The 25,003-nt window shown below is 64.3% G+C and carries 14 protein-coding genes; 8 read left to right on the top strand and 6 right to left on the bottom strand.

Translation table 11 applies throughout. From position 1 onward, the window contains the following. Positions 1–54: 54 nt before the first annotated feature. Positions 55–1,653, bottom strand: coding sequence for a DNA cytosine methyltransferase (locus ASD72_RS18735; protein WP_056881500.1), 1,599 nt, complete (start codon positions 1,651–1,653; stop codon positions 55–57). A 30-nt stretch (positions 1,654–1,683) separates the two neighbouring features. On the opposite strand from ASD72_RS18735, the gene ASD72_RS20725 reads away from it, so the two are divergent. Beyond that, positions 1,684–2,157, top strand: coding sequence for a very short patch repair endonuclease (locus tag ASD72_RS20725; RefSeq protein WP_235578063.1), 474 nt, complete (start codon positions 1,684–1,686; stop codon positions 2,155–2,157). Between the two features lie 79 nt (positions 2,158–2,236). Here the strand turns inward: ASD72_RS20725 and ASD72_RS18725 are convergent, their stop codons facing one another. Then, the gene (locus ASD72_RS18725; protein ID WP_056881498.1) at positions 2,237–2,488 is read right to left on the bottom strand and encodes a helix-turn-helix transcriptional regulator; all 252 of its coding nucleotides are present in this window, start codon (positions 2,486–2,488) and stop codon (positions 2,237–2,239) included. Between the two features lie 125 nt (positions 2,489–2,613). Here ASD72_RS18725 and ASD72_RS18720 point away from each other — a divergent pair, with 125 nt between their 5' ends. From ASD72_RS18720 to ASD72_RS18700, 5 genes are all read left to right on the top strand, one after another. Further along, on the top strand, positions 2,614–2,850 hold the full coding sequence (locus tag ASD72_RS18720) for a hypothetical protein (RefSeq protein ID WP_056881497.1): 237 nt from the start codon (positions 2,614–2,616) through the stop codon (positions 2,848–2,850). Then, positions 2,843–4,153, top strand: coding sequence for a DUF3596 domain-containing protein (locus ASD72_RS18715; protein WP_081420481.1), 1,311 nt, complete (start codon positions 2,843–2,845; stop codon positions 4,151–4,153). Before ASD72_RS18720 ends, ASD72_RS18715 begins: the two co-directional genes overlap by 8 nt. Positions 4,154–4,271: 118 nt before the next feature. Beyond that, positions 4,272–5,129, top strand: a complete 858-nt coding sequence (locus tag ASD72_RS18710; protein WP_056881496.1) for a hypothetical protein — start codon at positions 4,272–4,274, stop codon at positions 5,127–5,129. 497 nt (positions 5,130–5,626) lie between these two features. Next, the gene (locus ASD72_RS18705) at positions 5,627–6,004 is read left to right on the top strand and encodes a hypothetical protein (protein WP_056881495.1); all 378 of its coding nucleotides are present in this window, start codon (positions 5,627–5,629) and stop codon (positions 6,002–6,004) included. A gap of 111 nt (positions 6,005–6,115) precedes the next feature. Then, complete coding sequence (locus ASD72_RS18700; RefSeq protein WP_235578062.1) at positions 6,116–6,508, top strand: hypothetical protein; 393 nt, start codon at positions 6,116–6,118, stop codon at positions 6,506–6,508. Positions 6,509–6,686: 178 nt separating this feature from the next. Here ASD72_RS18700 and ASD72_RS18695 read toward each other — a convergent pair whose 3' ends face one another. The 4 genes from ASD72_RS18695 to ASD72_RS18680 form a co-directional block, all read right to left on the bottom strand. Beyond that, positions 6,687–7,688 carry an OmpA family protein gene (locus ASD72_RS18695; protein ID WP_056881493.1) on the bottom strand — a complete coding sequence of 334 codons (1,002 nt, stop codon included), beginning with the start codon at positions 7,686–7,688 and terminating at the stop codon, positions 6,687–6,689. Positions 7,689–7,699: 11 nt separating this feature from the next. Beyond that, positions 7,700–10,210, bottom strand: a complete 2,511-nt coding sequence (locus tag ASD72_RS18690; protein WP_155944744.1) for a hypothetical protein — start codon at positions 10,208–10,210, stop codon at positions 7,700–7,702. Between the two features lie 978 nt (positions 10,211–11,188). Further along, entirely contained in the window at positions 11,189–20,617 is a 9,429-nt protein-coding gene (locus tag ASD72_RS18685; RefSeq protein ID WP_056881491.1) for an SdrD B-like domain-containing protein, read from the bottom strand. A 788-nt stretch (positions 20,618–21,405) separates the two neighbouring features. Beyond that, a complete protein-coding gene (locus ASD72_RS18680; protein WP_056881490.1) occupies positions 21,406–22,767 on the bottom strand; it encodes an IS1182 family transposase in 1,362 nt (453 codons plus the stop codon). Between the two features lie 887 nt (positions 22,768–23,654). On the opposite strand from ASD72_RS18680, the gene ASD72_RS21120 reads away from it, so the two are divergent. Next, positions 23,655–24,140, top strand: a complete 486-nt coding sequence (locus ASD72_RS21120) for a hypothetical protein (protein WP_155944743.1) — start codon at positions 23,655–23,657, stop codon at positions 24,138–24,140. After that, entirely contained in the window at positions 24,124–24,936 is an 813-nt protein-coding gene (locus ASD72_RS18670; protein WP_155944742.1) for a hypothetical protein, read from the top strand. Before ASD72_RS21120 ends, ASD72_RS18670 begins: the two co-directional genes overlap by 17 nt. Positions 24,937–25,003 lie beyond the last annotated feature (67 nt).

Here is a 25,003-nt window from a genome sequence, read left to right as displayed (position 1 = left end):
ACCTTGGAGGTGCTCAGGTCCTTCATTCATCTGGTTATCCCCCCGGAATGCCCCTTACTTTTTAATGATCGACCAGACCACTTGTGCAATTCCACGCGCCAGCATTGGCGGAACTGCATTTCCGACCTGGATGTATTGCTGGGTCCGGTTTCCCATGAACAGATAGTCGTCCGGGAAGGTTTGCAAACGTGCAGCTTCACGAACAGTGAGGCTGCGACATTGCTTTGGATCCCAATGAATGAAGGCGTGACCATCCTTGGAAAGATGGCTGGTCACGGTATTTGAAGGTCGGTCCTGCCTCTGCACTCGGAAGCGATCGGCGAATGCGCCGGATTCCCAATTCTTGTGATCCGGGGCCAGCCGCTTCGGGAATTCCTCGCTGGAGGGCGAGCGCTTGTGCTCCTTGGCGAAGGCCGCGCAGAACATGTAGCGGCCCAGATCCGACTGCATGTGGCCCCTAGTTTCATGGTTTAGAACCACCGTCTGGTCGGAGTTCCGCAGCTTCTCCGTAAAGCAACTCGTCCCTTCGCTGTATCTGATAGAGCTGCGCGGCAACCCGTGGGATGGCTTCAGCTTCTTGAGCCGCCCAGAGACATTCGGCATGCTCGTCCCAAGAACCTTTAGCACCCAATCCCGCTCGGACTCCATAGCCCATTTCCACAGCTCCGGATCGTCCTGCTGTCGACTCAATCCGCTCCGTAGTTTCGGCAGGCCTGCCAACGCTTTTTCGATCGGGATCTCGCTGTCAGATACAGGCAGCCCCGGCACCGTAGCGACGCCCGGATGCATCAGATCCTCGCGGATCCCCATGATGATCACCCGATGCCTTGCCTGTGGAATGCCATGGTTTTCGCAGCGGATGATGAAGGCGGCAGGGTTGTCCGCTACCAGTTCGGTGGTTCGCTTCTGCGCTTCATCCAGGTGGATGGGCAGAAGAACGTATCGCTTGTCCTTCTTGCCTGGTCGGGAGGACCCAGACAACGCCGCGGATGGGTCGGCCAGATCCCGCATGATGGCCGCGAACATCTCATTGTTCCCGACTTTCGATGTCAGGATGCCCTTGACGTTTTCCATGATGAAGACGGCGGGCGAATACTCCGCAAGGATGTCGAGATACTGCTTGTAGAGGAAGTGCTTCGTTGTGCCCTTGCTCCTGAAGCCTTTCACTTTTTTCTGCCGGGAACGCCCCACAAGCGAATACGCCTGGCATGGGGGGCCCCCGATCAGAATCATTTCCTCGAACTCATCCTTCACCGCCTCGATCCGATCAAGAAGGGCGCGATTGTCTTTTTCCACACCCAGTGTCAGGTTCAAGGCCTCCTCTTCGGCCTGATCCCAAAGCGGCTTCCATTTCCCCTCCCCGAAGTGGACGGAGGGCGGCAATGCTTCACCCTTAGCTACCTTTTCAAGGTAGGCAAAGTAGTCTCGAGGCACGCTTCCCTCCTGCCGAACCAGCAGTCGATAGAACGCGCGCAGACGCAAGGTTGAATGGGCAGATGCCTCCATCTCGGCAGAAACGGCAAGTTCGAACGGGTGCATGCCGGAGCCGGGAACGGTTTCGAAGCCGCTGAACCCCTCGCCCAACCCGCCGGGGCCTGCGAAGATGTCGATTACACCGATGGTGCTGCGTTTGCGTTTACGTGCTGCGGACAAGATCTGGACTCTGACGATATGGTTGACGTGATGAGCGCTGACAAGCGCTCCGCATTGATGTCACGTATCCGGGGCAAGGACACCGGCCCGGAATTGCGGGTGCGGAAGCAGCTCTGGCGAGCCGGCTTCAGATATCGATTGCATGCCAAGGGACTGCCAGGCAAACCCGATCTGGTTTTGCCTAAATGGGAAGCGGTCGTGTTTGTGCATGGCTGCTTCTGGCATTGCCACGCGGGCTGCCCCTACTTTCGCCTTCCCAAAACCCGCCCCGACTTCTGGGACGAGAAACTGCGACGCAATCAGGAACGGGACGAGACGGCAATTTCCGCCTTGATCGATGTCGGTTGGCGCGTTGCGGTCGTATGGGAATGTGCTGTCCGCAGCGACCCTGACGCCGTCGGCCGCAAGCTCGCCGCATGGGCTGGGCGAGGCAAGGGAAACATCCAGATCGAGGGACTTGATCAGAAAGTTCGAAGTCGCCAACTCCCTCTTCCCCGCATCTGAGCAGATGCTGGCCCCAAGACTCATGTCCGCCCCCTGTCAGCGTCCACCCGCGCGGCCAAAACCCTAGGCCATACACGTCTCACTGGACGATATCCGAGTGTCCCTGCAACTCGTCCGGGACATGCTCGACCAGATCCTCGATCCGGCATCCGAAATAGGCACATAGCTTGTCGAGCACGTCCGTTTGGACATTTGCTCCATGCTGGTTGACGAGCTTTGAAAGCGTCATCCGATTCAAGCCGGTGGCGGTTGCGATCTCCTGCAGTTGGACTCGCTTCCGCTCTCGGAACTCGAGGTCGGCTATCCGCTCCCGCAACTTGAATCTTAACATTGACTGAATACCGATTATTAAAATAATCAAACGATCTTGCTTTTCGTCATCCGATAGCTAATATCGTCATCTAATGATGATTTTGACTATCACGTGATAGCGGATATCCGCATAGGAGAGCATTGATGAGCAGTACTTACCTTACCACTGAACAGTTGTCGGAACGCATCCACTACGACGTTCGAACCATTCGCAACCGCCTCAAAGATAGCGTCCTGCTGGAGGGCATCCACTACATCCGTCCTTTCGGCGGGCGGAAGCTCCTTTTCGTCTGGGAGGCCATCGAGCGCGACATTCACACTGCCTCCTCGGCCCACACCCCGCTGATCCCAATGGCAAATGGCGGCGTGGCACATGGCTAAGGTTCGCTTGCGCCCTGAGACCAACAACCTCTACTTGGACTTTTCGTTCCGCGGCAAACGGTGCAAAGAGCAGACCGCCCTGAAGGACACACCAGCCAACCGTCGAACCTTGGAAACTTTCGCCAATCGCATCAAGCGCGAGATGGCCAAAGGAACGTTCGATTACCGAGCGTTCTTCCCAGACAGTCCTCGCGCCAGCCAGTTTGACGGCGACATGCAGGCCACTCCGACGGCGGTGGCGACACGCAGCCATGCCTCGCCGGATAGGGGTCCCTCCACACCGACGCTGGGGCAGTTCGCCGGGACCTGGTACCAAGAGAACCTGCCGCGCTGGCGCCAAACCCATGCCGACACGGTTGAAGGGACCCTGCATCAGCACATCCTTCCCAAGCTGGGTGAGAAGCCGCTGGCTGAAATAACCCGAGCAGACCTGCTGGCCTTTCGCGCCGAACTGGGCAAGCAGACCGGCAAAGGTGGTGGCGCCCTGTCTCCGTCGAGGATCAATCACATCATGACGCCCTTGCGCATGTTGATGGCCGAGGCTTCCGAGCGTTACGAGTTCCTCACCCCGTTCCGGAACATCAAGCCGCTGCGCCTGCCCAAGCTCGACATCCAACCGCTTTCGCTGGATGAGGTCCACCGTGCGCTCGGTACCGTCCGCATAGACTGGCATCCGTACTTGGCGACCCGCTTCTTCACGGGGATGCGGACAGGTGAGATCAATGCGCTGGAGTGGAAGCACATCGACTTCGAGCAGGATCTGATCCTGGTCCGCCAGTCGATCGTCAAAGGGAAGTTGGAGAACACCAAGACCGATGGCTCGATGAGGGATGTCCCCATGGTTCCCTTGGTGCGCACGGCCCTGCTTGAACAGCGGAAGCTGGTTGCTAAGGACTGCCGCTGGGTCTTTGCACAGCGCAACGGTGATCCGATCAACCTGGTCAACTTCACCAACCGGATCTGGCATCCCCTGCTTCGCCATCTGGGCTTGGCGCCCCGCAGGCCCTACCAGACCCGCCACACGGCAGCCACGCTGATGCTGGCCTCGGGCGAGAATCCGGAGTGGGTGGCCCGGACCTTGGGCCATGCCAATACGGAAATGTTGTTCCGGGTCTACTCGCGCTACGTGCCGAACCTGACCCGCAACGACGGCAAGGCCTTCACGGGCCTGGTCACCGCCTCCTCCATGCCGACCAGTAGCACTCCCCGGACGAAGGATGCCCCGCAGGGCACGACCACTCCTTTGGCTGTGCTGACACGCAAACAGCTCGAAGCCTTGGTCGCTCAACTTCGGCAGCAGTAGCGGCTCCGCCGAGAACACCCCCCAACCGCCGAACAAGCCCCGCTTGACGCACTTGCGACGAGCCGAGCCCTCCTGCGTCTCAGAACCCACTCGGCATCTACTTACCCAAGGAAGACCCATGAACAAGCACCCCCTCATCACCCAACCCGTCACCTTCGATGCCGTTCTCGAACCTGGCCTGATCTGTGGCGATGGCCTCCAGTCGGTACGCGTGCTCCATCCGGACGGCGAGCTCGCCGCGTGGACCTGGCATCACTTCGATGCAGCCAACACGGACTCCGTGCTGACTGCCACCGTGAGCATCCACCCCCTTGGCGATCCCGTGGGACTGACCTCAGTCATTGATCGCATCCAGTGGCAGCCGGCCTTGCAAGTCATCGACCTGATCCCCGAGGTCACAGGCACCGCGAAACTGGTCGCTCGCTTTCGCGCGTTAGTGGATCAGATCCGCCACCCGGGTATGCAGCAGTTTCTCCAGGATGTCTTTGCCCTGCGCCCGCTGTTCTACAACTACTGGAACACGACCATCGAGATCGACGGCAAGGCATGCTCCCTGGCGGAGAAGGCCATCACGAATGCCGAGCTGGTGCAGTGGGGAGTTGGATTGTCGTCCTTCCAGCGCGCAGTAGGCATGACGTTCGCCCTGCTCCGAAACGCAGGACAGGCATGGCCACGGGAGCAATGGTCAGATGGCGAACATGCCTTGCACCTGCTCCGGCAGATCGATGGATCCATGTCGCATTTTGCCCAAGGGTACCCGGAGGATGCGGATGTGCTGAGGGAACTGATGGAGCACGAGTATCGCCTCTCACTCAGCCCGCTGGCCCTGTCCACCCTGGAGCATGTCAATCACCTCGCTGACATGAGCTGGCTTGATGCCCACTGGGCAGGCTTGGACGGACAAGAGACTAGCGGCACTGGCAACCTAGTTTCTCTTGACGCCTTCCGGCGCCGTCGAGCTTCGAGCTCTAGCTGACGCCCTCCTGTTGCTAGATACGGGCGCAGTCGCGGTCTCACTACCTGATATCCGCTAAAGCCATCCTCTAACCCGACTATTTCGAGGCCACCTCATGACCATGCCAGATGAACGGACCCGAGCCCTGTTGTGGGCAGGGTGCTTCCTTGTCGACATTGCGCGTGACGAAACACTTCCCGTCTCCATCAGACGAAGGGCCGCAACGATCGCGAGACATTTCCCCACTGTGGAAGACGTCGCCTGGCTGGCAGAGTCCATTCGCGACTCTGTTCTCAGCATTCAGTTGGCCTCACCGGAACAAGCACTTCCCGAACAGAGTGATTGGGACTTTGAACCGCTGAGACATTCCACGAGGTTTAGCTGGCCCGAGGACCCATAACTTGCAGAGCTGGCAGCCATTAAATGGAGCGCGAACCTAACGAACCCTACGGCCGGACATAACGAATACTCCTGCAATTCGAGCGGCAGCACCGGATAGTTCCATCAAAGGCATAGTCATGACATTCGCTCAGAAGAAGGCATCAATTAGCTTCCTACAGGGACTTCGTGAGAACGGAATAATTTCCCCGAGGCTGTTCGCCGAACAGTTCCGCGTTGACTTGGAGACGCTGGCTGATCTGGCACACGTCCCGCCAGAGGCCATCTCGCATGTTCCGGAGTCGGAGCTATTGCAGGACTACATGCGCAACGCCGCTAGCGTGATATCTACACTCCTCGAGTCCAGTGACTTGGACATCGAGCGCGCCATCACCTGGTTTCGCCACGCTCCATTGATCGAGCTGGGAGGCGCAACCGCCGAGCACTACGTGTCTCAGGGAAAGACCGCCTCGGTTCATGGCTACGTGCTGACCCTAGCGGCTGGAGCAACCGGCTAGATATGGGTCAGCCAGTCTTGGCTTCTTTTCAATATAACTGCGATCAAGGTTCAGTCGTCCTGATGTGCCTAGCGTTGGGTAGTCATTCCGATGGGTGATAGTTTGGAAGCCATGGCAGCGACATATCGCGCGGCGCTGGCGCAGAAGTATTTGTCGAGCCAGACGGCACAGGCTGTTCTTGGCATTGACTCAACGATGCTGACGGCCTGGCGAAAAGAGCGGCGATTGCTGGCGGTCTGGCATCGACCTGCTAATGATTGGCTCTACCCAGACTTTCAGTTCGAAGATGGATCGCTGATCAAAGAAGTGCCCGACCTGCTGGCTGTCTATGAGAGCTACTACAGCCACGTCTGGAGCAACACGTGGAGCATAGTGGAGTGGTACATGTCCCCGCATCTTCTTCTCGACGGAGCGCGGCCCGCGGAAGTGCTTGCCAAAGATCCGCAGAAGGTAATCGCAGTAGCGCGAGCAGAGTTCCTGCAAGATCCCGCTACGATGTGGTAATGACCAAGCCTGCACGTGCCCATCTGGTGGTAGCGCTGTCTTGGCTGTCGCTCTCGCGAAGATGTCTGCTTCCGGCCAGAAGCGGAAATAGGCGATGAAGACGAAGCGCCGCCGCACCCTCTCTTGAAGGGCGTTAAGAGAAGCGAACTATTGCCCCAACGCCAATGGAGCATCCCTCTCAACGCGCGACGTTTAAGCGAACCTCGACGCGACGGTTGGGGATCAGGCACTCGCGCAACGCCGGCTGTGGCTTCACGCCGTCGCACGACTGGACCTGCTCGGTGTCGCCCTTGAAACGGTAGGTCACCTTGGCCGCATCAATGCCACGCTCGACCAAGAGCGCACGCACGGTCTGCGCGCGACGCTCGGACAGCGCCTGGTTGTAGTCATGGCCACGCCCCTGCAGCCGGTCGGCATGGCCGACCAGTTCCACGCCGCTCAGCGTCAGGCCTTCGGCACGCAGGCGGTCGAGTTCGCGGTCCAAGCTCTGCAGCGAGTAGGCGCGAATGTCGGCGCGGCCCGAGCGATCGAACTCGAACAGCACATTGGCGGTCAGCACGGTGTCCGCCGGCAGCACCACCGGCACTGTCGGCGTGGCGCCGCATTGGCGCGACAGCGCTTCGGCATCGCTCACCCAGTCCTCGGCGATCTGGATGTACGGCTTGGCGTGCCGCCACTGCTGCTGGTTGAACTCGTTGCCGGCGTGGACCAGTTCTACCTCGCCGCAGGCGACGGCCTGCTGCGCGCAGGCGAACCCGGGCGTGCCATGGACCGCGCCCAGGCGCTTCCACAGGTCCTCGCGCACGCGCGCCGCCCCGTTGACCAGCGGCGTGTCGGTCGGCAGCGGCGTGACGCCCTGCTCCATGCCCACGATCAGCTTCTCGGACTCGGTCAACGCTTCCTGCGGGAAGGCGCTGCGGTCGTTCCGCGAGTACTCGTGGAAGGAGACGTCCAGCCAGCACTGCGCTTTCGACAAGTGGTAGTCGCGGACCGGACGGCCGCCGTCGTTCAAGGCCTGGATGCGGCCCTGGGTGTGCTCATAGCCCGTCAGATCGGCATGGATCGCCTCGTCGGTGATCCGGTCGCGCGCCGGCGTCAGCTGCGTCTGCTGCGCATGCGCGGTGGAAACGAGGCCAGCCAGCACGGCGGCGCACAGGAGGGAGGTTTTCGTGTGGGTCATGTCGTTAATCCTCAGCGCACCGGATCGCGGTAGCGGGCGTCTTCCCTGCGGAAGAGGTCTTCGTCGAACTTGAAGCGCAGGCGGATGAACGCGCCCTGCTGCGTGTACTCGTAACCGGTCAGGTCGTCGTCGCCGCGGAAGCCGGTGGCGTTGTAGCCCACCGACAGCCACAGGTTCTGCCGCAACAAGCGACCCACTTCCATGCCGAACGCGTACTGGTTGGCGCCGTCCTGGCCGCGGAACGTCGAGCCCAGCACGCCGATGTCCCAGTTCTCTGTGATGTCGTAGACGATGCGGCCGGACAGCAGCACGGCGTTGAAATCGTCGTCGACGCGACCGGTGTCGGCGTAGAAGAAGCTGTCCTGCTGCCACTTCGCCGCCACCCGGCCGGTCAGCCACCACGGACGCGACGGGTGCCAGTCCGCGTGCGCCGAGATGATGTGCGCGCTACTACGGATGTCCTGGCCGGTGTCTGAGCCGAAGCCGGAGCCGTCCATGCCGCTCTCGTCCTTCTCCAGCTTGTACTCGTAGCGGGCCAGCGCGTTGACGCGGTTAGTATCGGTGTCGCGATACGCCGCGCCGATCTGGAAGCGGTCCTGCAGCACGTCGCCGCGCGCGTCGTACTCGGTGCGCAACAGGTAGTTGCGTGCCAACAGCGTCCAATCGCGGCTCAACTTGCGCGCGGCCAGGAACTGCAGCAGCGTCGTGTTGTAGCCCTCGTTGGTCGGCGTGCCGGCGACGTCGTCGGAGATGCGATGCTCCAGGCGCACGTTGCCGCGCCACAGCGGGTTGGCGCTGTAGTCCAGCGCGAAACCGATGCCGGTGGAGTCACCGATATTCCCCGAGATGACGTTGGTGTGCTCCAGCGTCGTATCCAGGCGCAGGCCTTCGTGCAGGTCCCAGCGGTTGCGCATGCCCGAGGCGGCCTGGATGTCGCGGCCGGCGATGGCATCGCGCAAGCGGTACTCGGAGAACAGCTGCGTGTCCTTGATGAAGCTGGTGTCCACGCCCAGTGCCACCGTGTCCGCCTCGCGCCCGTCCTGGGTCAGGCCGTTCACGCCGCTGATGCCGGTCTGCTTCTCGTAGCGGCCGTAGATACGGCTGCGTTCGCGCAACTGGTAATCCATGCCCAGCGCCACGCGATTGCGGTCCTCGCCGTGGATGTCCTGCTCCACTTCGCCGCCGAGGCTGAAGCGGTCGCTGGCGCGGTAGCCGAGGCCGATGCGCAGCATGTCCGACGACAGTTCGGTGCCCACCGGCAGGCCGCTGGCCACGTCGTTGGGATTGCCGCTGCTGATGATCGGCAGGCCGGTCAGCGGATCCAGCGGTTGCTGGCCGTAGCCGAGCGCACCGCCGCCGGAACCGGTGGCGTAACCGCCCGTGAGGCCGCCGATGTTGCCGTAGCCGCTGCTGGTGGCCCACGTGTAGTACGCGCCGACCGTCTCGCGGATGGCGCGGTAGCCGACATCCAGCGTCAGCCGGTCGGTGAGCTTCACGCGCGTGCCCGCACTGGCGGCATCGCGTTCGCCGCCATCGGGGTTGCGGTCCTCGCTGCGCAGGCCTTCGGCGTACAGCTCGAAGCGCTCGTTGAGGCGCCAGCGCGTGGTCAGGCTGTACTCGCCGCGGCCGCCGTACAGCGGCGAAGCCGGGTTGTTGAACGCAGGATCGGACTGGCCGGCGAACAGCTTCAGGCTCAGCGCTTCGCCCGCATGGCCCAGCTCGACGCGCCACGCATCGCCTTCCACCAGCCCGCTCAGGCCCTGCAGGCCCGGCGTGCCGTACTGGTTGACGCTGTTGGTGTTCACCTCGCTGCGCGTACGCGCGGCTTCGGCCACCAGCCAGGTGTTGGCGCCCAGCTTGTAGCCGATATTGGCGCTGCCCATTTCGAACGCCGCGAAGGGATTGCGGTCGTCGACGTAGGAACCGCCGATCTCGCCGCGTTCGCCCACGCGCAGTTGCGCGTCCGCGCCCAGCACGAGGAACTTCTCGGTGCCCTGGTCCAGTTCGTAGGTGATGCGCAGCGACACCGGATTGAGGTCGCTGTCGAAGGAGGGCAGGAAGCTGTTGAGCAGGATGCGGCCGGAGAACGGCTCGAAGCTGTAGTCCACCAGGCGGCCCAGCGGACGCACCGAGACGATGCGCGAGGGCTGGTTGCGGTCGCGCACCACCACTTCCACCCGCTCGCTGCCTTCCAGCACCGCGTTGTTGCGCAGGCCGTAGGGACCGCTGCCGGCGGCCGGCAGTTCCTCGATCACCTGGCGCAGCGAGTCCTCAATGGCGAAGACGTTGCCGCGCACGCGCGCATTTTCGAAATGCCAGCCCAGGCCGGTCGCGGTGCGGTTGTAGGTGCCCAGCACGCGCTGGCCCGCCTGCGTGCCGAAGTCGACACCGGTCTGCGTGGCGATGTTGTCGCCGGTCTGGAAGTCGCCGTACAGCAGGTAGCTGCGGTCCTTGTCCACGCGCACGTACAGGCGCTCGGCCGAGCGCGCATCGAAGCCGCGCAACGACGCATCGCCGTACACCGCTGCGGTCCTTGTCCACGCGCACGTACAGGCGCTCGGCCGAGCGCGCATCGAAGCCGCGCAACGACGCATCGCCGTACACCGGGTAGAACTCCTCCGGTTGGATGTCGCGCAGCAGGCGCGCCCGCACGTCCTTGTCGGAGTCGTAGGCCGCGGTCAGCAGGTACTCACCCTTGATCGTGCCCTTGACGAAGAACGCGGCACGCGCGGCACCGTTGGCCTTGCCGTTGTTGAACTGCTTCTCCCAGCGCCGGATCTCGCGCTCGAAGCCATCGCCCTGCTGGGTGCCGTTGATCAGGCTGTCGCCCTTGCGGCGGAAGTTGATGACACCCTCGATCAGGCCGGTGGCGATCAGCTCGCGCATCTCCGGCACGAAGCCGATCACGCCCTCGGCACTGTGGCCGCCCGAGGTCACGCGCAGCAACACGTCCTGCGGATCGTGCGGGGCCAGCAGTTCGAACTCCGCGCGACCGTTGTGCACGGCCAGCTGGATACCGGGGGTGACCTCGTCGGCGTCCAGCCGACCCGGACCGAATTCATCCGTGCGGCCATCGGCCAGCTTGATGCGACCGCCACTGTGCTCGATGGTGGCGAAGGCGTCGCCGGCCATCGGCTTGCCATCGGCACCGTACAGCTGCACGACGACCTTCACCGGCGACTGCCCGTCGGCGGGCACGCCATCGCGATCGACCTCGACCAGCACGCGGTCCACGCCCACGTTGACGCTGTAGTCGACGTTGCCGGGCTGTGCGTACAACGGTTGTGGCGCGCGGTCCTGCGATTCGGGCGACTGCGGATAGAGCGGCGTGGCCTGGCCGAGGACCGGCGTGAAACGCTGGTCGCCGGACACGGCCTGCGCCTGCACGAGCGTCGGCGTCACCGCCAGGGCCAGCGCCAGCGCGAGGGGGTGGAACGAAGGACGCGATGCGCGCATGGCACGGGATTCCATGAAGGTCGACGGACGCGGGGCGGAGCGGCTCATGGCTGCACCTCCCCGTTGCGCGCGTCATCCGTGCCGGTCGGCGCGCTCGTCGTAGGCCTGGGTTCGACGATCGGCCGCTGGTTGGCCGAGTCGGTGCCCTGCTGCGGGGCACGCGCCGGCTTGCTCTCGAACCGCAGCGGCTGCTGGTTGCGCTCGGTTTCCGGCGCACGGATCTCGCCCTGCGTACGGCGCGCCTTGACCTGCTCGATCACCGGGTTGGAGCAGCTGCCCTCGATGAAGTCGGCGCGGTGCAACTCGCCGTTCTTCAGATCGATGAACAGGCTATCCGCATCGCCCAGGTTGCGGTTGCTGCTGGTGGTCAGGCGCGAGCCCACGGGCAGGGTCGACGGATCGACCTTCAGCGTGTGGCTCTTCGGCGGCAAGCCGCAGTAGCTGTACTTGCCTTCCGAGTCGCTCACCATCCAGGTGCCATCCTCGAAGTACATGCGCACGCCGGGGATGCCGAGCTCTTCCTTGTCCTGCACGTGGTTGACGTTGCAGTCCACGAAGATCTTGCCCAGCACGCAGCCTTCGTCGGCGAACACACCGCCGCTGATGATCACGCGGTACTCGGCCGGGTTCGACGGCACCACGCCCCCGTTCGGGTACGGCGTCAGCGTGGTCGGATCCACGCAGCCGCCGTCGATCGAGCAGCCGTAGGCGCGCGCACGGTTGATGCCGTCGCCCTGCTGGCTGCCCACGCCCACGCGCACGCGGTAGGTCAGCACCTTCTGCTGGCCGACGGCGAGCGCGCCGACGTCGAACACCAGCGTCGGGCCCGGCTTGCCGAGCGGATTGGCGATGCCGGCGTTGTCGACGCGCGCGGTGCCATCGATGTAGGTGAAACCATGCGGCAGGCGGTCGATGACGTTGACCGTGCCCATCGACGCACCCGCGGTCTGGCGGATGGTGATGGTGTAGACCAGGCTGTCGCCCACTTCCACCGTCTTGCGATCACCGGTCTTGGTGATGACCAGGCCGGGCGCGATCTGCGGATCCAGCGGGATGTGGTTGTGCACCGGCACCGCCACGCCCGAACCCAGGGTCAGCTCCAGGTAGTACGTCGTCGACGTGCCCACCGGGCCGGTCGGCGCGGTCGCGTTCGTCTGCACCGGGTAGCCCTCGCCCGGGGTGGACGGCGGCGTCAGCGACGAGGTCTCCGCCGGGATCATGCCGGACTCGAACGTGTAGCCGGCCGGCGGCGTCACCGCCAGTTGGAAGCGGCACGAGGCCGGGGCGTTCGGGCCCAGCAGGAACTGGTAGAAGCCTTCCGCGCCGACCGTCATCGAGATCGACGTGCCCTGCACGCTATAACCACCGAGCGCGGCGTTCAGCACGTGCTGTTCGGGCGTGTAGCCCGCGCACGTGCCGATCGGCGTCAGGGTGACGCGCGCACCGGGGACCGGCGTGCGCGTCGTCGCGTCGTAGACCACGCCACCGGGATTCAACGGCAGGCTCTGCTGCGGCAGGTTCGCACCCGGCGCCAGCACGACGGCCAGGTGCGTGTTGCCACCCTCGTTGCTGCGGCAGGAGCTGGCGGTGCCGTTGGCGATGGCGGTGCTCGCATCGCACGGCACCGGCGCACCGGCGATCGTGTCGCCGCTGACCGGCAGGCCCCACACCACGCCCGTCGCCGGATCGCGGAAGCGGACGCTCAACAGCACGCCGGGCACCTGGTCGGCGATCGAATACGTGCCATCGACACCGGTGGTCGCCGTGCCGACGACCTGGCCGCTCTCGTTCACGACTTCGACGACCCAGCCGGACAGGCGGCGGTCGCCGCCGTCGATGCGACCGAAGTCGCTGCCCTGGTCGAACCACACCGTGCCCGACACCGACGCCGACAACTGCACCGGCGTGGGCAGGCGGCACGCGTTCTGCGTGATCGCCGGGTCGCATACCGGCAGGTCGCCCGGATTGCCTTCGAAGTCGGCGCGTTCGTCCGGCGTCGGCGTGCGGTACTCGTTCTCGCCGCCGCCTTCGACGATCACCGCGTTGTTCACCGGCGATCCCGTCGCGGCGGAGGCCGCCACGCGCACCTGCGCGATGATGCTGTCGCCCGACGTCGCGCCCGCAGCGATCACCGTGCTGCTGGCGCAGCGGAAACGGTCTTCGCCCGGTGCACCGGTACAGGTCCAGCCCACGCCCACGGGCGTCGCGGCGAGCGTCAGGCCGGCCGGCAGGCGGTCTTCCACCACGTAGTCGCCCGCGCTGGGCTGCTGCCCGATATTGCGCACACGCAGCGTGTAGGTGGCGGTGTTGTTGACGGTGAAGATGGCCGGCGTGGCGGTCTTGCTGACCACCAGGTCGGGCGAATCGCCGATCTCGCCGAAGTTGTTGTCGACCGACTCGCCACCCGGCGGCAGCACGATGCCGCTGATCGCCGACGGCGTGGTCGTCACCGGCGTCGCGGTACCGACGGCGGTGCCGTCGATGGTGCCCGCGCTGGTGATGCCATTGAGCGTCTCCGCCGGCTGCGTGGGTTCGGTCACGGTGTACGTGCCCGGACGCAGATCGTCGAAGCGGTAGCGACCGTCGGCATCGGTGGTGACGGTGACGTTGACGGCCTGGCCCAGGTCGTCGGTGCCGGTCAGCACCACCTGCACGTTCGCGTAGCCGCCCTCGCCCGCATCGATCACGCCGTTGTTGTTGCCGTCGTTGTAGACACGGCCGCTGATCGCGCCGGCCGGCACTTCACCGAAGTCGTTGCCGGTGACGTCCTCGCCCACGCCCAGCGTGATGGCGCTGATGACGGACGGTGTGGAGGTCGGCGGCGTCGCGGTGCCCCCGCCGGTGCCGGCGTTCGTGATGCCGTTCAACGTGCCAGCGGGTTGCTCGGGTTCGGTGATGGCGTACGTGCCCGGCGGCAGCTCGGTGAAGGCATAGGTGCCATCCGGCTGCGTGGTCACTTCACGGGTGATGGTGTTGCCGGCCAGGTCGGTGCCGGTGAGGCGCACGACCACATTGCCGATGCCGGTTTCGGACGGATCGATGACACCGTCGTTGTCGGCATCACGCCACACGCGGCCACCGATGGAACTGTTGAGCGGGATCTCGCCGAAGTTGTTGCCGATCGAGCTCGCACCGGGCGTGGTCAGGTTGATCGCACTGATCGCGCTGGGCACGGTGGTGATCGGCGTGGCGGTGCCCGACGGCGTGCCGCTGACGGTGCCGGCGACGGTCTGACCGTTGCTGGTGCCGGCCGGCTGCGTGGGTTCGGTCACCGTGTAGGTGCCCGGACGCAGGCCTTCGAACGTGTAGTCGCCGTTGGCGTCGGTGGTGGTGGTGAGCGAGACCGTCGCGCCGGTGTCGTCGGTGCCGGTCAGCGTGATGGTCACGCCGTCGATGCCGGTCTCGGCCGCGCCGGACTGGGCACCGTCGTTGTTGGCATCGAAGAACACGCGGCCGGACAGCGCCACGCCCAAGGTCTCACCGAAGTTGTTGCCGATCGACGCGCCGCCCGCAGGCAGCACGATGCCCGACACCGCGCTCGGCACGGTGGTTACTGGCGTAGCGGTGCCGCTGGGGCTGCCGCCGATCGTGCCGGCCACGGTAGTGCCGTTGATCGTGGTCACGCCGCCCACCACGGGCTGCGCGGCCTGTTCGTTGACGGTATAGGTGCCCGCCAGCAGATCGTCGAAACGGTAGTTGCCGTTGGCGTCGGTGACGATCGCGGCGATCGCATTGCCCAGCGCATCCACGGTGCCGGCCGGCAGCCAGACGCTGACGCCGGCGATGCCGTTCTCGCCCGCATCGCGCACGCCGTTGTTGTTGGCATCGAGCCACACGTTGCCCGACAGCGATGCCGCGCGCTCGCCGAAATCGTTGCCGCTGGAACCGCTCGCCGGCAGGTTGGTGACGACGATGGTGTTGGTCGGGTTCTCCTGGCCGTTCGCCAGCCCGGTCGGCTGGGTTTCGACGATGCGGTAGTTCTGGCCGGTGATCGCACCGCCATAGCTGTAGCCGCCGTTCGCGTCGGTGGTCAGGGTGACCGGCGGCAGGTCGTCCGGCGTGCCGAACGCGCCATCCGGGCCCGCGCCTTCGATCACCACGGTGACGCCGGGGATACCCGGTTCGCCCGCGTCGCGGTCGCCATCGTCGTCGCGGTCCAGGTACACGGTGCCGCTGATGATGGCGTTGGCCAGTTCGCCGAACAGGTAGCCCGTGGCCGCCTGGCCTGCGTTGATCGCGATGCCGTCGATGACGTTCGCCGTGGTCGCCGTGCCCGGCGTGGCCGCGTTGCCCGGCGTATGCCGGCCGTCGATGTAACCGGTGGGCTGCGTTTCGGTGATCGTGTACGTGGTGCCGGCCTGCGGCGGCAACAGGTCGCGGAACACGTACGCGCCGCTCGCGTTGGTCTGCACGGTGACGTTGACCGCGTTGCCCAGCAGATCGGTGCCGGTCAGCGTGAGCGTCACGCTGGCGATCGGGTTCTCGCCGCCATCGAAGCTGCCGTTGTTGTTGTTGGCCGGCGTGGTCGAGAAATCCTCGAACACGGCGCCTGCCAGCGAACCCAGGGTTTCGCCGAAGTCACGGCCGGTGACACCGGCGGACGGCAATGCCGTGACATCGATGACGTTGGCGGTGTTCTCGGTGCCGTTGCCGTATCCGTCCGGCTGGGTCTCGGTCACCCGGTAGTTCTGTCCGACCACCAGGCCGGTGAATTGGTACGCACCGTTGGCATCGGTCTGCAGCGTCACCGGCGCCGGGTCGTCGCCATTGCCGAAGATGCCGTCGGCGCCCGCGCCGGTCAGCGTCACGGTCACGCCCTGCAGGCCGCCGTTGGGACGCGAGTGCGTCGCGCCCGCGTCGCCGGCGTCGAAGTCGCCATTGCCGTTGCGATCGACATAGACGCTGCCGCTGATGCCGGCCACGGCGTCTTCGCCGAAGTTGAACACGGTGCCGTCCGTGCCGGCGCCCAGGTCGATGCTGCTGATGCGGTCGGTCGTGGCGGCATCACCGCCGACACCGGTGCCCGGCGTACAACCGGTAACGCATGCGGCGCCGCCGATCAGGCCGGCGTTCACCGCGGTCGGGCGGTTCTGGTAGTTGCCGGCGGGCAGCGCCTCGCGCAGCGTGTAGACGATCAGCGGATCCAGGTTGGTGAAGCTATAGGCACCGGACGCATTGGTCGTGGTGGTCGCCACCACGGCACCGGTGCCGGCGTTCAACAGTTCGACCGTCGCGCCTGCGATGGCGCCGTCGCTACCTTCGCGCACGTTGCTGAAATTGCCGTCGATGTAGACGAAGCCCGACAGCGAGGGACGGCGCACTTCCGGGAAGTTGTAGCGCACGCCGGTGTCGTTGGCGCCGACCGGAATGGCGGCGATCACCGAGTTCGGCGAGCCCGCACTGTAGGTGCCGCCAACGGAAGGCTCGCTGCCGCCCGTAGTGGGCAGCACGGACGGGCTGTTGACGTAGCCGGCCGGCTGCGTCTGCGTCAGCGTGTAGCCCGACGCATTCGCCGGCGACAGGTCGGTGAAGCTGTAGGTGCCGCCCGCGGCCGTGACCGCGGTACGGTTGACCGTATTGCCGTAGGCATCGGTGCCGGTCAGCGTGATGGTCACGCCGGCGATGCCGGGTTCGGTACCGACACCCTGGTGGGTACCGCCGTTGGCGCCGGCACGATCGCGATCCTGGAAGACCACGCCCGCCAGCGACGAACGGGTGACGGCCAGCGGCACGGTCACGGTGTTGTTGCCCGGGATCGGATCGACCTGCTGGGTGGAGATCGTCGCGGTGTTGTTGACGCTGCCGCCGGACGGATAGGTGTCCCAGCGCGAGGGCACGATGATGCGCACGCGACCGGTGGCGGTCACGTCGCCCAGGTTGCAGGTGACGGTGCTGCCCGCCTGCGTACAGGTACCGGTACCCACGGGCACTTCACCGCCGCCCGGGTTCGGTCCCACCTTGCGCCAGGTGATCGTGCCGGTGACCACCAGGCCCGCAGGCAAGGTGTCGGTGACCACGGTGCCGGTGCCGTTGAGCGGATTGTTGCCGGTACGGTCCAGCGAGAGGCTCGCGCCGGGGCCGTTGTTCACGCCGTCGACCACGTAGAAGAACGGCTGGCGCAGCGCGACGCTGGTCACCGTCGGCGGCAACGCCACCGCCGGATCGGTGTCCGGCGCGGCGACCACGGTCGTCTTGTTCACGCCCATGTCGGCGCGCGCGCGGATCGTCGTGTCCTGGTCGGCCGTGTTGTTGGCGGGATTGGTGTCGGTCTCTTCCGAGCTCGCGGTGACGCTGTTGAACAGCGTGTCACCGGCCGCACCCGGCGCGGTTTCGTACTGGAAGCGCACATACAGCGTGCTGGTCTGGCCGCTGGCGACCACGCCGGCCTGGTTGGCCGCGAAGCCCGCGCCCGGCATGACGCAGTCCAGGGTCAGCGGCGCGCCCACCGTCGGGTTGGCACCGGCGGTCACGCTGCACGCGCCGACCACGAACGGACCACCGGTCGTTTCCGACGCGCCGACGTAACGCACGGTGCGGCCAGCCTGTGGCGTGATCGTGTCCGACACACGCACGTTCGTGGCCAGCGACGGCCCGTTGTTGCGCACGGTCAGGCGGTAGGTGATCAGGTTCTGGCTGAGGTCGTTCGCGTTGTAGCCCAGCGGATCCACGCCGCCGGTGAAGCCCACGTCGATCTTGTTGGTGATCAGGTCCACCGCACCGCTGTTGAACGGCAGCGTCGCCGCGCGCTGGTCGTCGGCGGCGGAGGTGTTGAGGTTGTAGTCGAAGCTGCCGTTCGCATCGCTGCCGGTGGCGGCGTCGGGCGTGCCGTCGTTGTTCCGGTCGAAGTAGAAGTCGGCCACGTTGGTGAACGTGCGACCCGTGTTGCCGACGTTGACGTTCGGGCGGATCACCACCGTCAGGTCTTCGGTCTGGCCGTTGGTCATGGACAACGGCACGCACGTCACCGTCACCGTCGCGGTGCCGCCGGTCGGATTGGCGTACGACGTACCGCCGCTGGCGACCGCCGTGGTCACGCCGGCGCCGGGCGTGGCCGTGCACGTCGCAGTGCCGCCGCCGGTACGCGTGGCCGATACCAGCACGAAGCCGGCGTCGTTCGCGGGAATCGTGAAGACATCGCGGAACACGACGCCCGGCGCGGTCGACGGGCCCTCGTTGGCGTAGGACATCACGTACGTCGTGTTGACGCCCGCCTGGCCGGTGGCGCCGGAGGTGATGTTCTTCGCCGTGGTGCGCACGTTGGCCACGCGATCGACCTGCAGCCAGTCCGAGGCGCTGTTGTTGGACGCGTCGATCTCGCCGACCGAGCCGGCCACGGACGCGTCGATGCCGACACCGGCGGTGTTGCAGAACGCGTTGTTGATCGGCGTGCCGCCGCAGGTGCTGGCACCGGCGCCGGCGCTGTCGAACAGCGCGCGCTGCACCGTCAGCACGATGGTCGCGCTGGCACCGCTGGCCAGGGCGTTGTTGTTGGAACGGCAGACCACCGATCCGCCGGTGCTGCAGGTCCAGCCCGCCGGCACCGTGGTTGCGGTCACCGTGGTGCGGCCGGGGACGAAACCGGGGATGGCGTCGTTGACGACCACGCCGGTGGTGCTGTCGGGACCGTCGTTGGTCACCGTCAGCGTGTAGGTCACCGTGGTCTGACTCGCCGTCAGGATGTTGTCGCCGGGGCCGGCGCCATTGGTCTGCTTGGCGATGCGTAGGTCTGCGCGCTCGTTGGTCGTGCGGGTGCCCGCCCCGTTGCAGTCGTTGCCGGTCTCAGGGTCGACGTTGATGCCGTTGCCGGTCAGCGGCTCGAGCGAGCCGTTGGAACCGCCCGTGCACGCCGTGTTGGTCAGCGCGCCGGCCGCGCGGGCGCGGCTGATGATCTGGAGTTGCGGCGCATTGGCGTTGACGGCCAGCGGCAGCGACCCCGCATTGAGGTCGCAGGTGACGCGCTGGCGCGCCGGCGGCACCGCGTACGGGTTATCGACGCTGCAGGTCCACGGTCCCGACGCGGAGACGAACTCCTCGCCCGCCGCCAGCTCGTCCACCACCTGCACCTGGCCGGTCGCGGCACGCGGGCCCAGGTTCTGCACGACGATGTTCGACGTCATCCGGCTGTCGGCATCGCTGCCGATGCCGTCCCACACGGCGATGAGTTCGGGCGTTTTGGTCTTCGTCAGCGACAGGTCGGCGCCGTCGGCGAGCACGGTGAACGTGACGCTGCCGGTGTTGTTGTCTACGCCGTTGCCCGGGCTGTTCGGGTCCGGCGTGGCCGAGGTGATGGTGGCCGCGTTGGTGACGTCCCCGCTGCTGTTCGTGCCGCTCGCGGGCACGGTCGCCACGATGGTGATCGTTTCCACGGCACCGACCGGCATGTCCGCGCTGCGCGTACAGGTGCGGGTGCTGTTGGTGCCGTCGCTCACGCACGACCATGCCGCCGGCTGAGTGCCGCCGGTGATGACGAAACCCGCCGGCAACGCGTCGACGATGCTCGCGTTCTGGGCGAGGCTGGGGCCCAGGTTGCGGGCGGTCAGCGTGAAGGTGACCGATTGGCCGGAGATCGCAGGCGCGGGCGCCGCGGACTTGCTGAGGGCCAGGTCGGCACCCGGGATGATCGGGGTGGTGACTTCGGCATCGTTGTTGTTCGGATCAGGATCCGGCGTACCGATGTTTTCGACGACGGCGGCGTTGGTGATGTTGCCGCTGCCTGCATTGACGCGCGCCCGGAACGTGAACGTGGCACTGCCGTTCACAGCCAGCGTGCCGGCGTGGGTGGCCGTCATCGTGCCGGCGTTGAAGGTCCAGCCGGTGCCATTGAAGCTGTTCGCCACGTACGTCGTCGCGGCGGGCAGGGTGTCGACGACACGGAAGTTGGTCGACGGGCTGGGGCCATCGTTGATGACCGTCAGGGTGTACGTCACTTCGCCGCCGCCCACCACCGGATTCGGCGAGGCGGTCTTCTGCAGGCGCAGGTCGCCCGCCACCGTCAGCGTGGTCGCCTGGCTGCGGATGTTGTTGGCGGTATTGGTGTCGCCGCTGAAGAACGGATCAGCCGCCGTCAGGCTGGCGATCGGCGTGCTGGCCGGCGGCGTATTGGCGCCGAAGCCGACCGCGCCACGCATGGTCACGGTCCCGGGAGCCTGGCCGCCGGTGTCGACGCCGATCTGGAAGCTGACCGGCGAGCCGCCCGCCAGCGTGCCCTGCAGTGCACCGTGGTTGCAGACGATGCGGGTGGGGACGCCCGCATCGGCGGTGCAGAAGGCGGGAAGACTGTTGGCCGTCGTGCCTGCCGGCAGATCGAAGATGCTGACGGTGTTGTTGGCGACATCGCCCGCGCCGTTCTCGAGCGTGATCGCGTAGACGACGTCGCTGCCCGCGGGCACGGGGTCGTAACCGCTGTCGGAAAGGTCGGTGAGCTGCAGGTCCGCGCCCCACGCAGCGGGTGCGATGCAGCACAGCGCGAGCAAGGCCAGTCGCCGCCAGGACGCGATCGTCCGCGAGGGCGCTTGCGGATGAAGCTGCTGGGGTAATTCAGATTTCGCGCGTACGAACGCAGGGACACCTGCCGCCGGACCAGATTGCTTCATCACTTCGGATTTCCCCTGTCCCGCACCCACCGCCGACGCGATGTCAGCTTTTCAATCCCGGCCTCTCGGGCGCCTGGGATCAGGAAAAGCGGTGCGTCGATCAAACTTTATGCAGGCGGCAAAGCACGTCCGCATACCCCGACTACGGGCAAATTGTGTAATTCGAATCACACAGGGTCAAGATGAACATCACAAATGTGATGTGATTCATGTATGTGAATTCGCTCTGCCTCGTTTGCGCGGCGCCACAGAGAGGACCGGAGGACCTCAGCGCGAGGTTTAGAGGCACCTCGGGCGAAACGAAGGGCGCTGCGATATGAGCCAACCTCATGGGCTCGCCTCAACCCCCGCATACCCGTTAGCCGCCCCTCCCCGCCCTATGGATCAAATCCCGGTGGTGTGCCGCTAACGACACTGGAGGCAACGGAGTGAGCGCACCCCGCCGGCCCTTAATCCGTACAGCAAGCAGCTCGCAAGACGGTCAGGCCACCCGACCGGCTAGATGTCCGCTGAGCAACTGGAGCTCGCCCCGCCAAGGTGTCCGCTTTGGGTCTATTCCGTTGAAAAACTCTGTTCTTGAGCCGGAGTGCCATGTGATTAAGCAGCTGGTGCCAAGGTTGTTCGATAAGGGATGAAGCAAAATGGGGCACGCAAGCGCCATGATGCCTTTAGATGGGTATCGCAATTCCCGCTTCCTGGCCTTTCGGCATCAACCACGCGGCCATTCTTCGTAGATTCTGCGCAGTCGCCGCCAATAGGAACTCGTCGTGGGCACCCTTCAGGCCCCGAAGCCGCAAGCGATCCAGCCGCAGGATGCGTTTGAGGTGCGCGAACAGCATCTCGACCTTCTTCCGATGCCGACGCGATCGTGCGTATCGAGATGTCGTTGCCAGTTGGCGGGCCACATCGCGTGCGGACTCGTTGACCTGCCGTGCAATCTTCCGATGCGTGGTGTTCGGGCAGCACCGGGACTTGAGCTCGCATCCAGCACAGTCGTAGACGCTGCTGCGATAGATCAGCGTGTCGTCCGCCGTAGGCTTGCCAGTTGAGCGCAACGGCTTGCCCTGTGGGCAGCGATATTCGTCGGCTTCGGCCTCCCAGCGGAAGTCGGAACGTCCCAGCGAACCATCCTTGCGCTCGGCCTTGTCCCACACCGGAACGTGCGGTTCGATCGCTTTCTCATCCACCATCCAGCCCAGCATCTCGGCGGTGCCGTAGGCCGTATCGCCGATCAGATGCGTCGGCTTGATCTCGAACCGTTCCTCGACGCGATCCACCATGACCTTGGTGGCGTTCACCTCGTTCGTGCGGTGTGCGGGCGTGGCCTCGACGTCGAGGATGACGCCGGCCTTGGTGTCGATCAGGTAGTTGGTCGAATAGGCGTAAAACGCCGGGCCGCCGGGCGCGGCCGTCCACTGCGCGGCCGGGTCGGTGAGCGACACGTTCTTCGGAGGCTTACGCGCTTCCTCTGCGGCGTCCAGCGCTTCCAGGTACTCGCGTACCGGGCGCGTGAGCGACGACTCCCGGTCCCAGCTGGCATCGCTGCCCGGGACACCGCGCTGGCGGTTTGCGTCGGCCTTGATGACGCTGGCATCGATGGCGAAGCCTTCGCCTCCGACCAGGCCCTCAGCCAAGCAGCGCTCCAGCACCTTCTCGAACACGAAGCGCAGCGTGTCGCTGTTGCGGAACCGTCCATGCCGGTTCTTTGAAAAGGTCGAATGGTCCGGCACTGCATCCTCCAGCCCCAACCGACAGAACCAGCGGTAGGCCAAGTTCAAATGCACCTCCTCGCACAGCCGGCGCTCGGAGCGGATGCCGAAGCAGTAGCCCACGATCAGCATCCGGATCAGCAGCGCCGGATCAACGGAGGGGCGGCCGGTGTGGCTGTAGTGCGGGGCGAGGTGCCGGTGCAGCTCGCCAAGGTCCAGGAACTGATCGATCCCGCGGAGCAGATGGTTCGCTGGAACGTGGTCTTCCAGGTTGAAGGCGTAGAACAGCGGCGCTTGGCCGACTTCCTGACGTCCCATCATCGCGTGAACTTCCGCTCGATCGATGGGACGCCAGTGAATCAGCATCAGCCGGCCGATTCAACAGAGTTTTTCAACGGAATAGGCCAGGAGCGGCCATGGGCGTGGCAGTTGTAAGAGGCAAAGACGAGCCTGATGCAGGACCTAGACGTGGGTTGTGCTCGTCGGCGCAAGCTTGACTCGGGCTTGGCTCAGTCCCGCCTAACGTGACAAGCCAATAGTTCTCTTCCGCAGTCGCGAGAGCCGGCCGCGCTGTGAGAATAGGTCTATGAAACCCTCTCCCAACTCAGCGTAAAGCAGGCATGGCTCAAGGGCGGGCTCCACAATTGCATGGAGCGCTTCGGACAGCTGGATCCGACCATCGGAAGGACGAAGGGTCACCTCGCGGTAGCGATCACGATGTGCACGCAGATCTTGGGCTTCTTCGAAACTTGGACCATGCAGGTCAGATTCGATCTCCAGAAGCAAGCCGGCCACTCGCTCCCGACTCCAAAAGCGAAGGTGACCGAGTTCAACTATTTCGGCTATTAGCACCGTGGGTGCCGCCTCGCCCGTCCACCCCAGAGCCTCAAGAATGACTTTCGGAGCCTTGAGCCGGCGTCGTAGGTCTACCGTGACCATGGCGCTGGAAAACGTAAATTTTGGGTCAGTTTGGACCATATTCGGCCTTAGGAGCCCTGAGCCTCACCCCGCTATTTTGGGGTCGTATGCAAGAGAAAGCCCCGAATGTTGTGGTAATAGACTTTTCGTAAAAAAGCGACTAAACTGCTCCAAAGCCCGTAGTCCCGTTTTTAATCGAGGGTGAACGCGGTAGCCCCTCGTGCAGCAAATGGACCATAGAGCGTGGGTCAGTTTGGCCCAAATTTCAAGTCTCGGCGGAGCGGCTCCTCATGAGCGACCCAAGCATGCAACTTCGTAGCGCCCAAACCATTCGGTTTGGTTTACTTGCTGCCCGCTCCTCTAGCGCGATTGAGCGGGCAATAGCGCACTTGGAGCTTTCGGCTGAAGAACAAGCCATTCTGCTAAGTGCTGAGGAGTTTCTTCGCCAAGTCGCCGATGGAGCAGCCTTTGTGTCTACGGGCGCCCAAACGGGAGGGGGAGCTCTCCGCACGACCGAAGCTCTTGGCTATGCGCTCAATCCGATCGAATCGCTGGGATTGTTTGAAGACCGGGGAGTTCCGGACACCTTCAATTCGTTTGCTGCAGCCGTACACGAGATTGCTGCCGGCAACGTGGCTCGTGTCGATCCGGACATGGTGAGTGGCATTAAGGTGTTTTTCGATCGGCTTTACATGTCGTTGCGAAGCCTAATAGAACATAATCGACTCCGACCTGCCGATGGTAGTCGGAGTGCGATGCTTGGCCACTACGCCTAATCCATTCAACACCCTTGAGCATCAACGCCTTCGCACGGGGGCGTTGTGTGAGTCGCTGAAGCAACGCTTTGCCGAGCTTCACGCTAGAGACTATCCCGACGACGGCGCCGCGAAAGCACTATGGCTTCTGGCTGACCTTCTTACGCTCCTTCAGAAGCGCGTACAGCTAATTGCTGACGAAAAGACGCTGATCATGGCCGGCGAGGTCGTGATAGAGCTGGGCGAAACACTCGAGTACTTCGATAATGCAGGCACTGACCAAACCCCCCGTGGCCTAGTCGTATTGCTTCAATCTCTGTACGCCAGGCTGGGTTGGCCGTCGAATCTCTTGGCATGGCCGCAGTCTGTTTACAATTTTACGATTCGGCCGTTTGTCGAAAATCTTGCTGTGCTCTTTCAGTACTTGGGTCCTGATGCCGAAATCGACGCTGTTCTGAAGGCTTACACCGGTCCGCGCGACTTGGTGTCGTTTCCGAGAATTGAGCGAGACAATGTCAGAATGTACGCAATCTTTGGCCATGAAATAGGCCACAGGATTGCCGGGGAGTTTCTTAAGCAAGAGCAAGCAGATGCTACTTTTTCGGGCGAGGAAGCTGCGATCCGAGCTAAAGTGATTGCAGCGATGGGGGGCTCTCCCTCAATCATCGATGCCCAAAAGCTCATAGAGAAAGTTTTTAGCTTAAGAAAGCGGGCACTTGAGGAGCTGATTTCAGACATTGTGGGTGTCTATTTGTTTGGGCCTAGCGCGCTCTATGCGGGCCATGAGTGGTACGCCCCCGATTCCGTAGACACCTGATAGTGTCTTTTGAGGATCGGAGGATCTATGGCGAGCAAGCGATTCACAGACGAGTTCAAGGCCGAGG

It is taken from the genome of Pseudoxanthomonas sp. Root630 (assembly GCF_001427585.1).
In the GTDB taxonomy this organism is placed as follows: Bacteria; Pseudomonadota; Gammaproteobacteria; order Xanthomonadales; family Xanthomonadaceae; genus Pseudoxanthomonas_A.
This window is presented reverse-complemented; position numbering and strand designations above follow the sequence as displayed.

Excerpts from the sequence above, each read along its gene's own strand:
- ASD72_RS18725 (WP_056881498.1), bottom strand. The coding sequence starts at position 2,488 with ATGTTAAGATTCAAGTTGCGGGAGCGGATAGCCGACCTCGAGTTCCGA.
- ASD72_RS18715 (WP_081420481.1), top strand. The coding sequence starts at position 2,843 with ATGGCTAAGGTTCGCTTGCGCCCTGAGACCAACAACCTCTACTTGGAC.
- ASD72_RS18710 (WP_056881496.1), top strand. The coding sequence starts at position 4,272 with ATGAACAAGCACCCCCTCATCACCCAACCCGTCACCTTCGATGCCGTT.
- ASD72_RS21120 (WP_155944743.1), top strand. The coding sequence starts at position 23,655 with ATGAGCGACCCAAGCATGCAACTTCGTAGCGCCCAAACCATTCGGTTT.
- ASD72_RS18700 (WP_235578062.1), top strand. The coding sequence starts at position 6,116 with ATGGCAGCGACATATCGCGCGGCGCTGGCGCAGAAGTATTTGTCGAGC.
- ASD72_RS18705 (WP_056881495.1), top strand. The coding sequence starts at position 5,627 with ATGACATTCGCTCAGAAGAAGGCATCAATTAGCTTCCTACAGGGACTT.
- ASD72_RS18695 (WP_056881493.1), bottom strand. The coding sequence starts at position 7,688 with ATGACCCACACGAAAACCTCCCTCCTGTGCGCCGCCGTGCTGGCTGGC.
- ASD72_RS18720 (WP_056881497.1), top strand. The coding sequence starts at position 2,614 with ATGAGCAGTACTTACCTTACCACTGAACAGTTGTCGGAACGCATCCAC.
- ASD72_RS18680 (WP_056881490.1), bottom strand. The coding sequence starts at position 22,767 with ATGATGGGACGTCAGGAAGTCGGCCAAGCGCCGCTGTTCTACGCCTTC.
- ASD72_RS20725 (WP_235578063.1), top strand. The coding sequence starts at position 1,684 with ATGAGCGCTGACAAGCGCTCCGCATTGATGTCACGTATCCGGGGCAAG.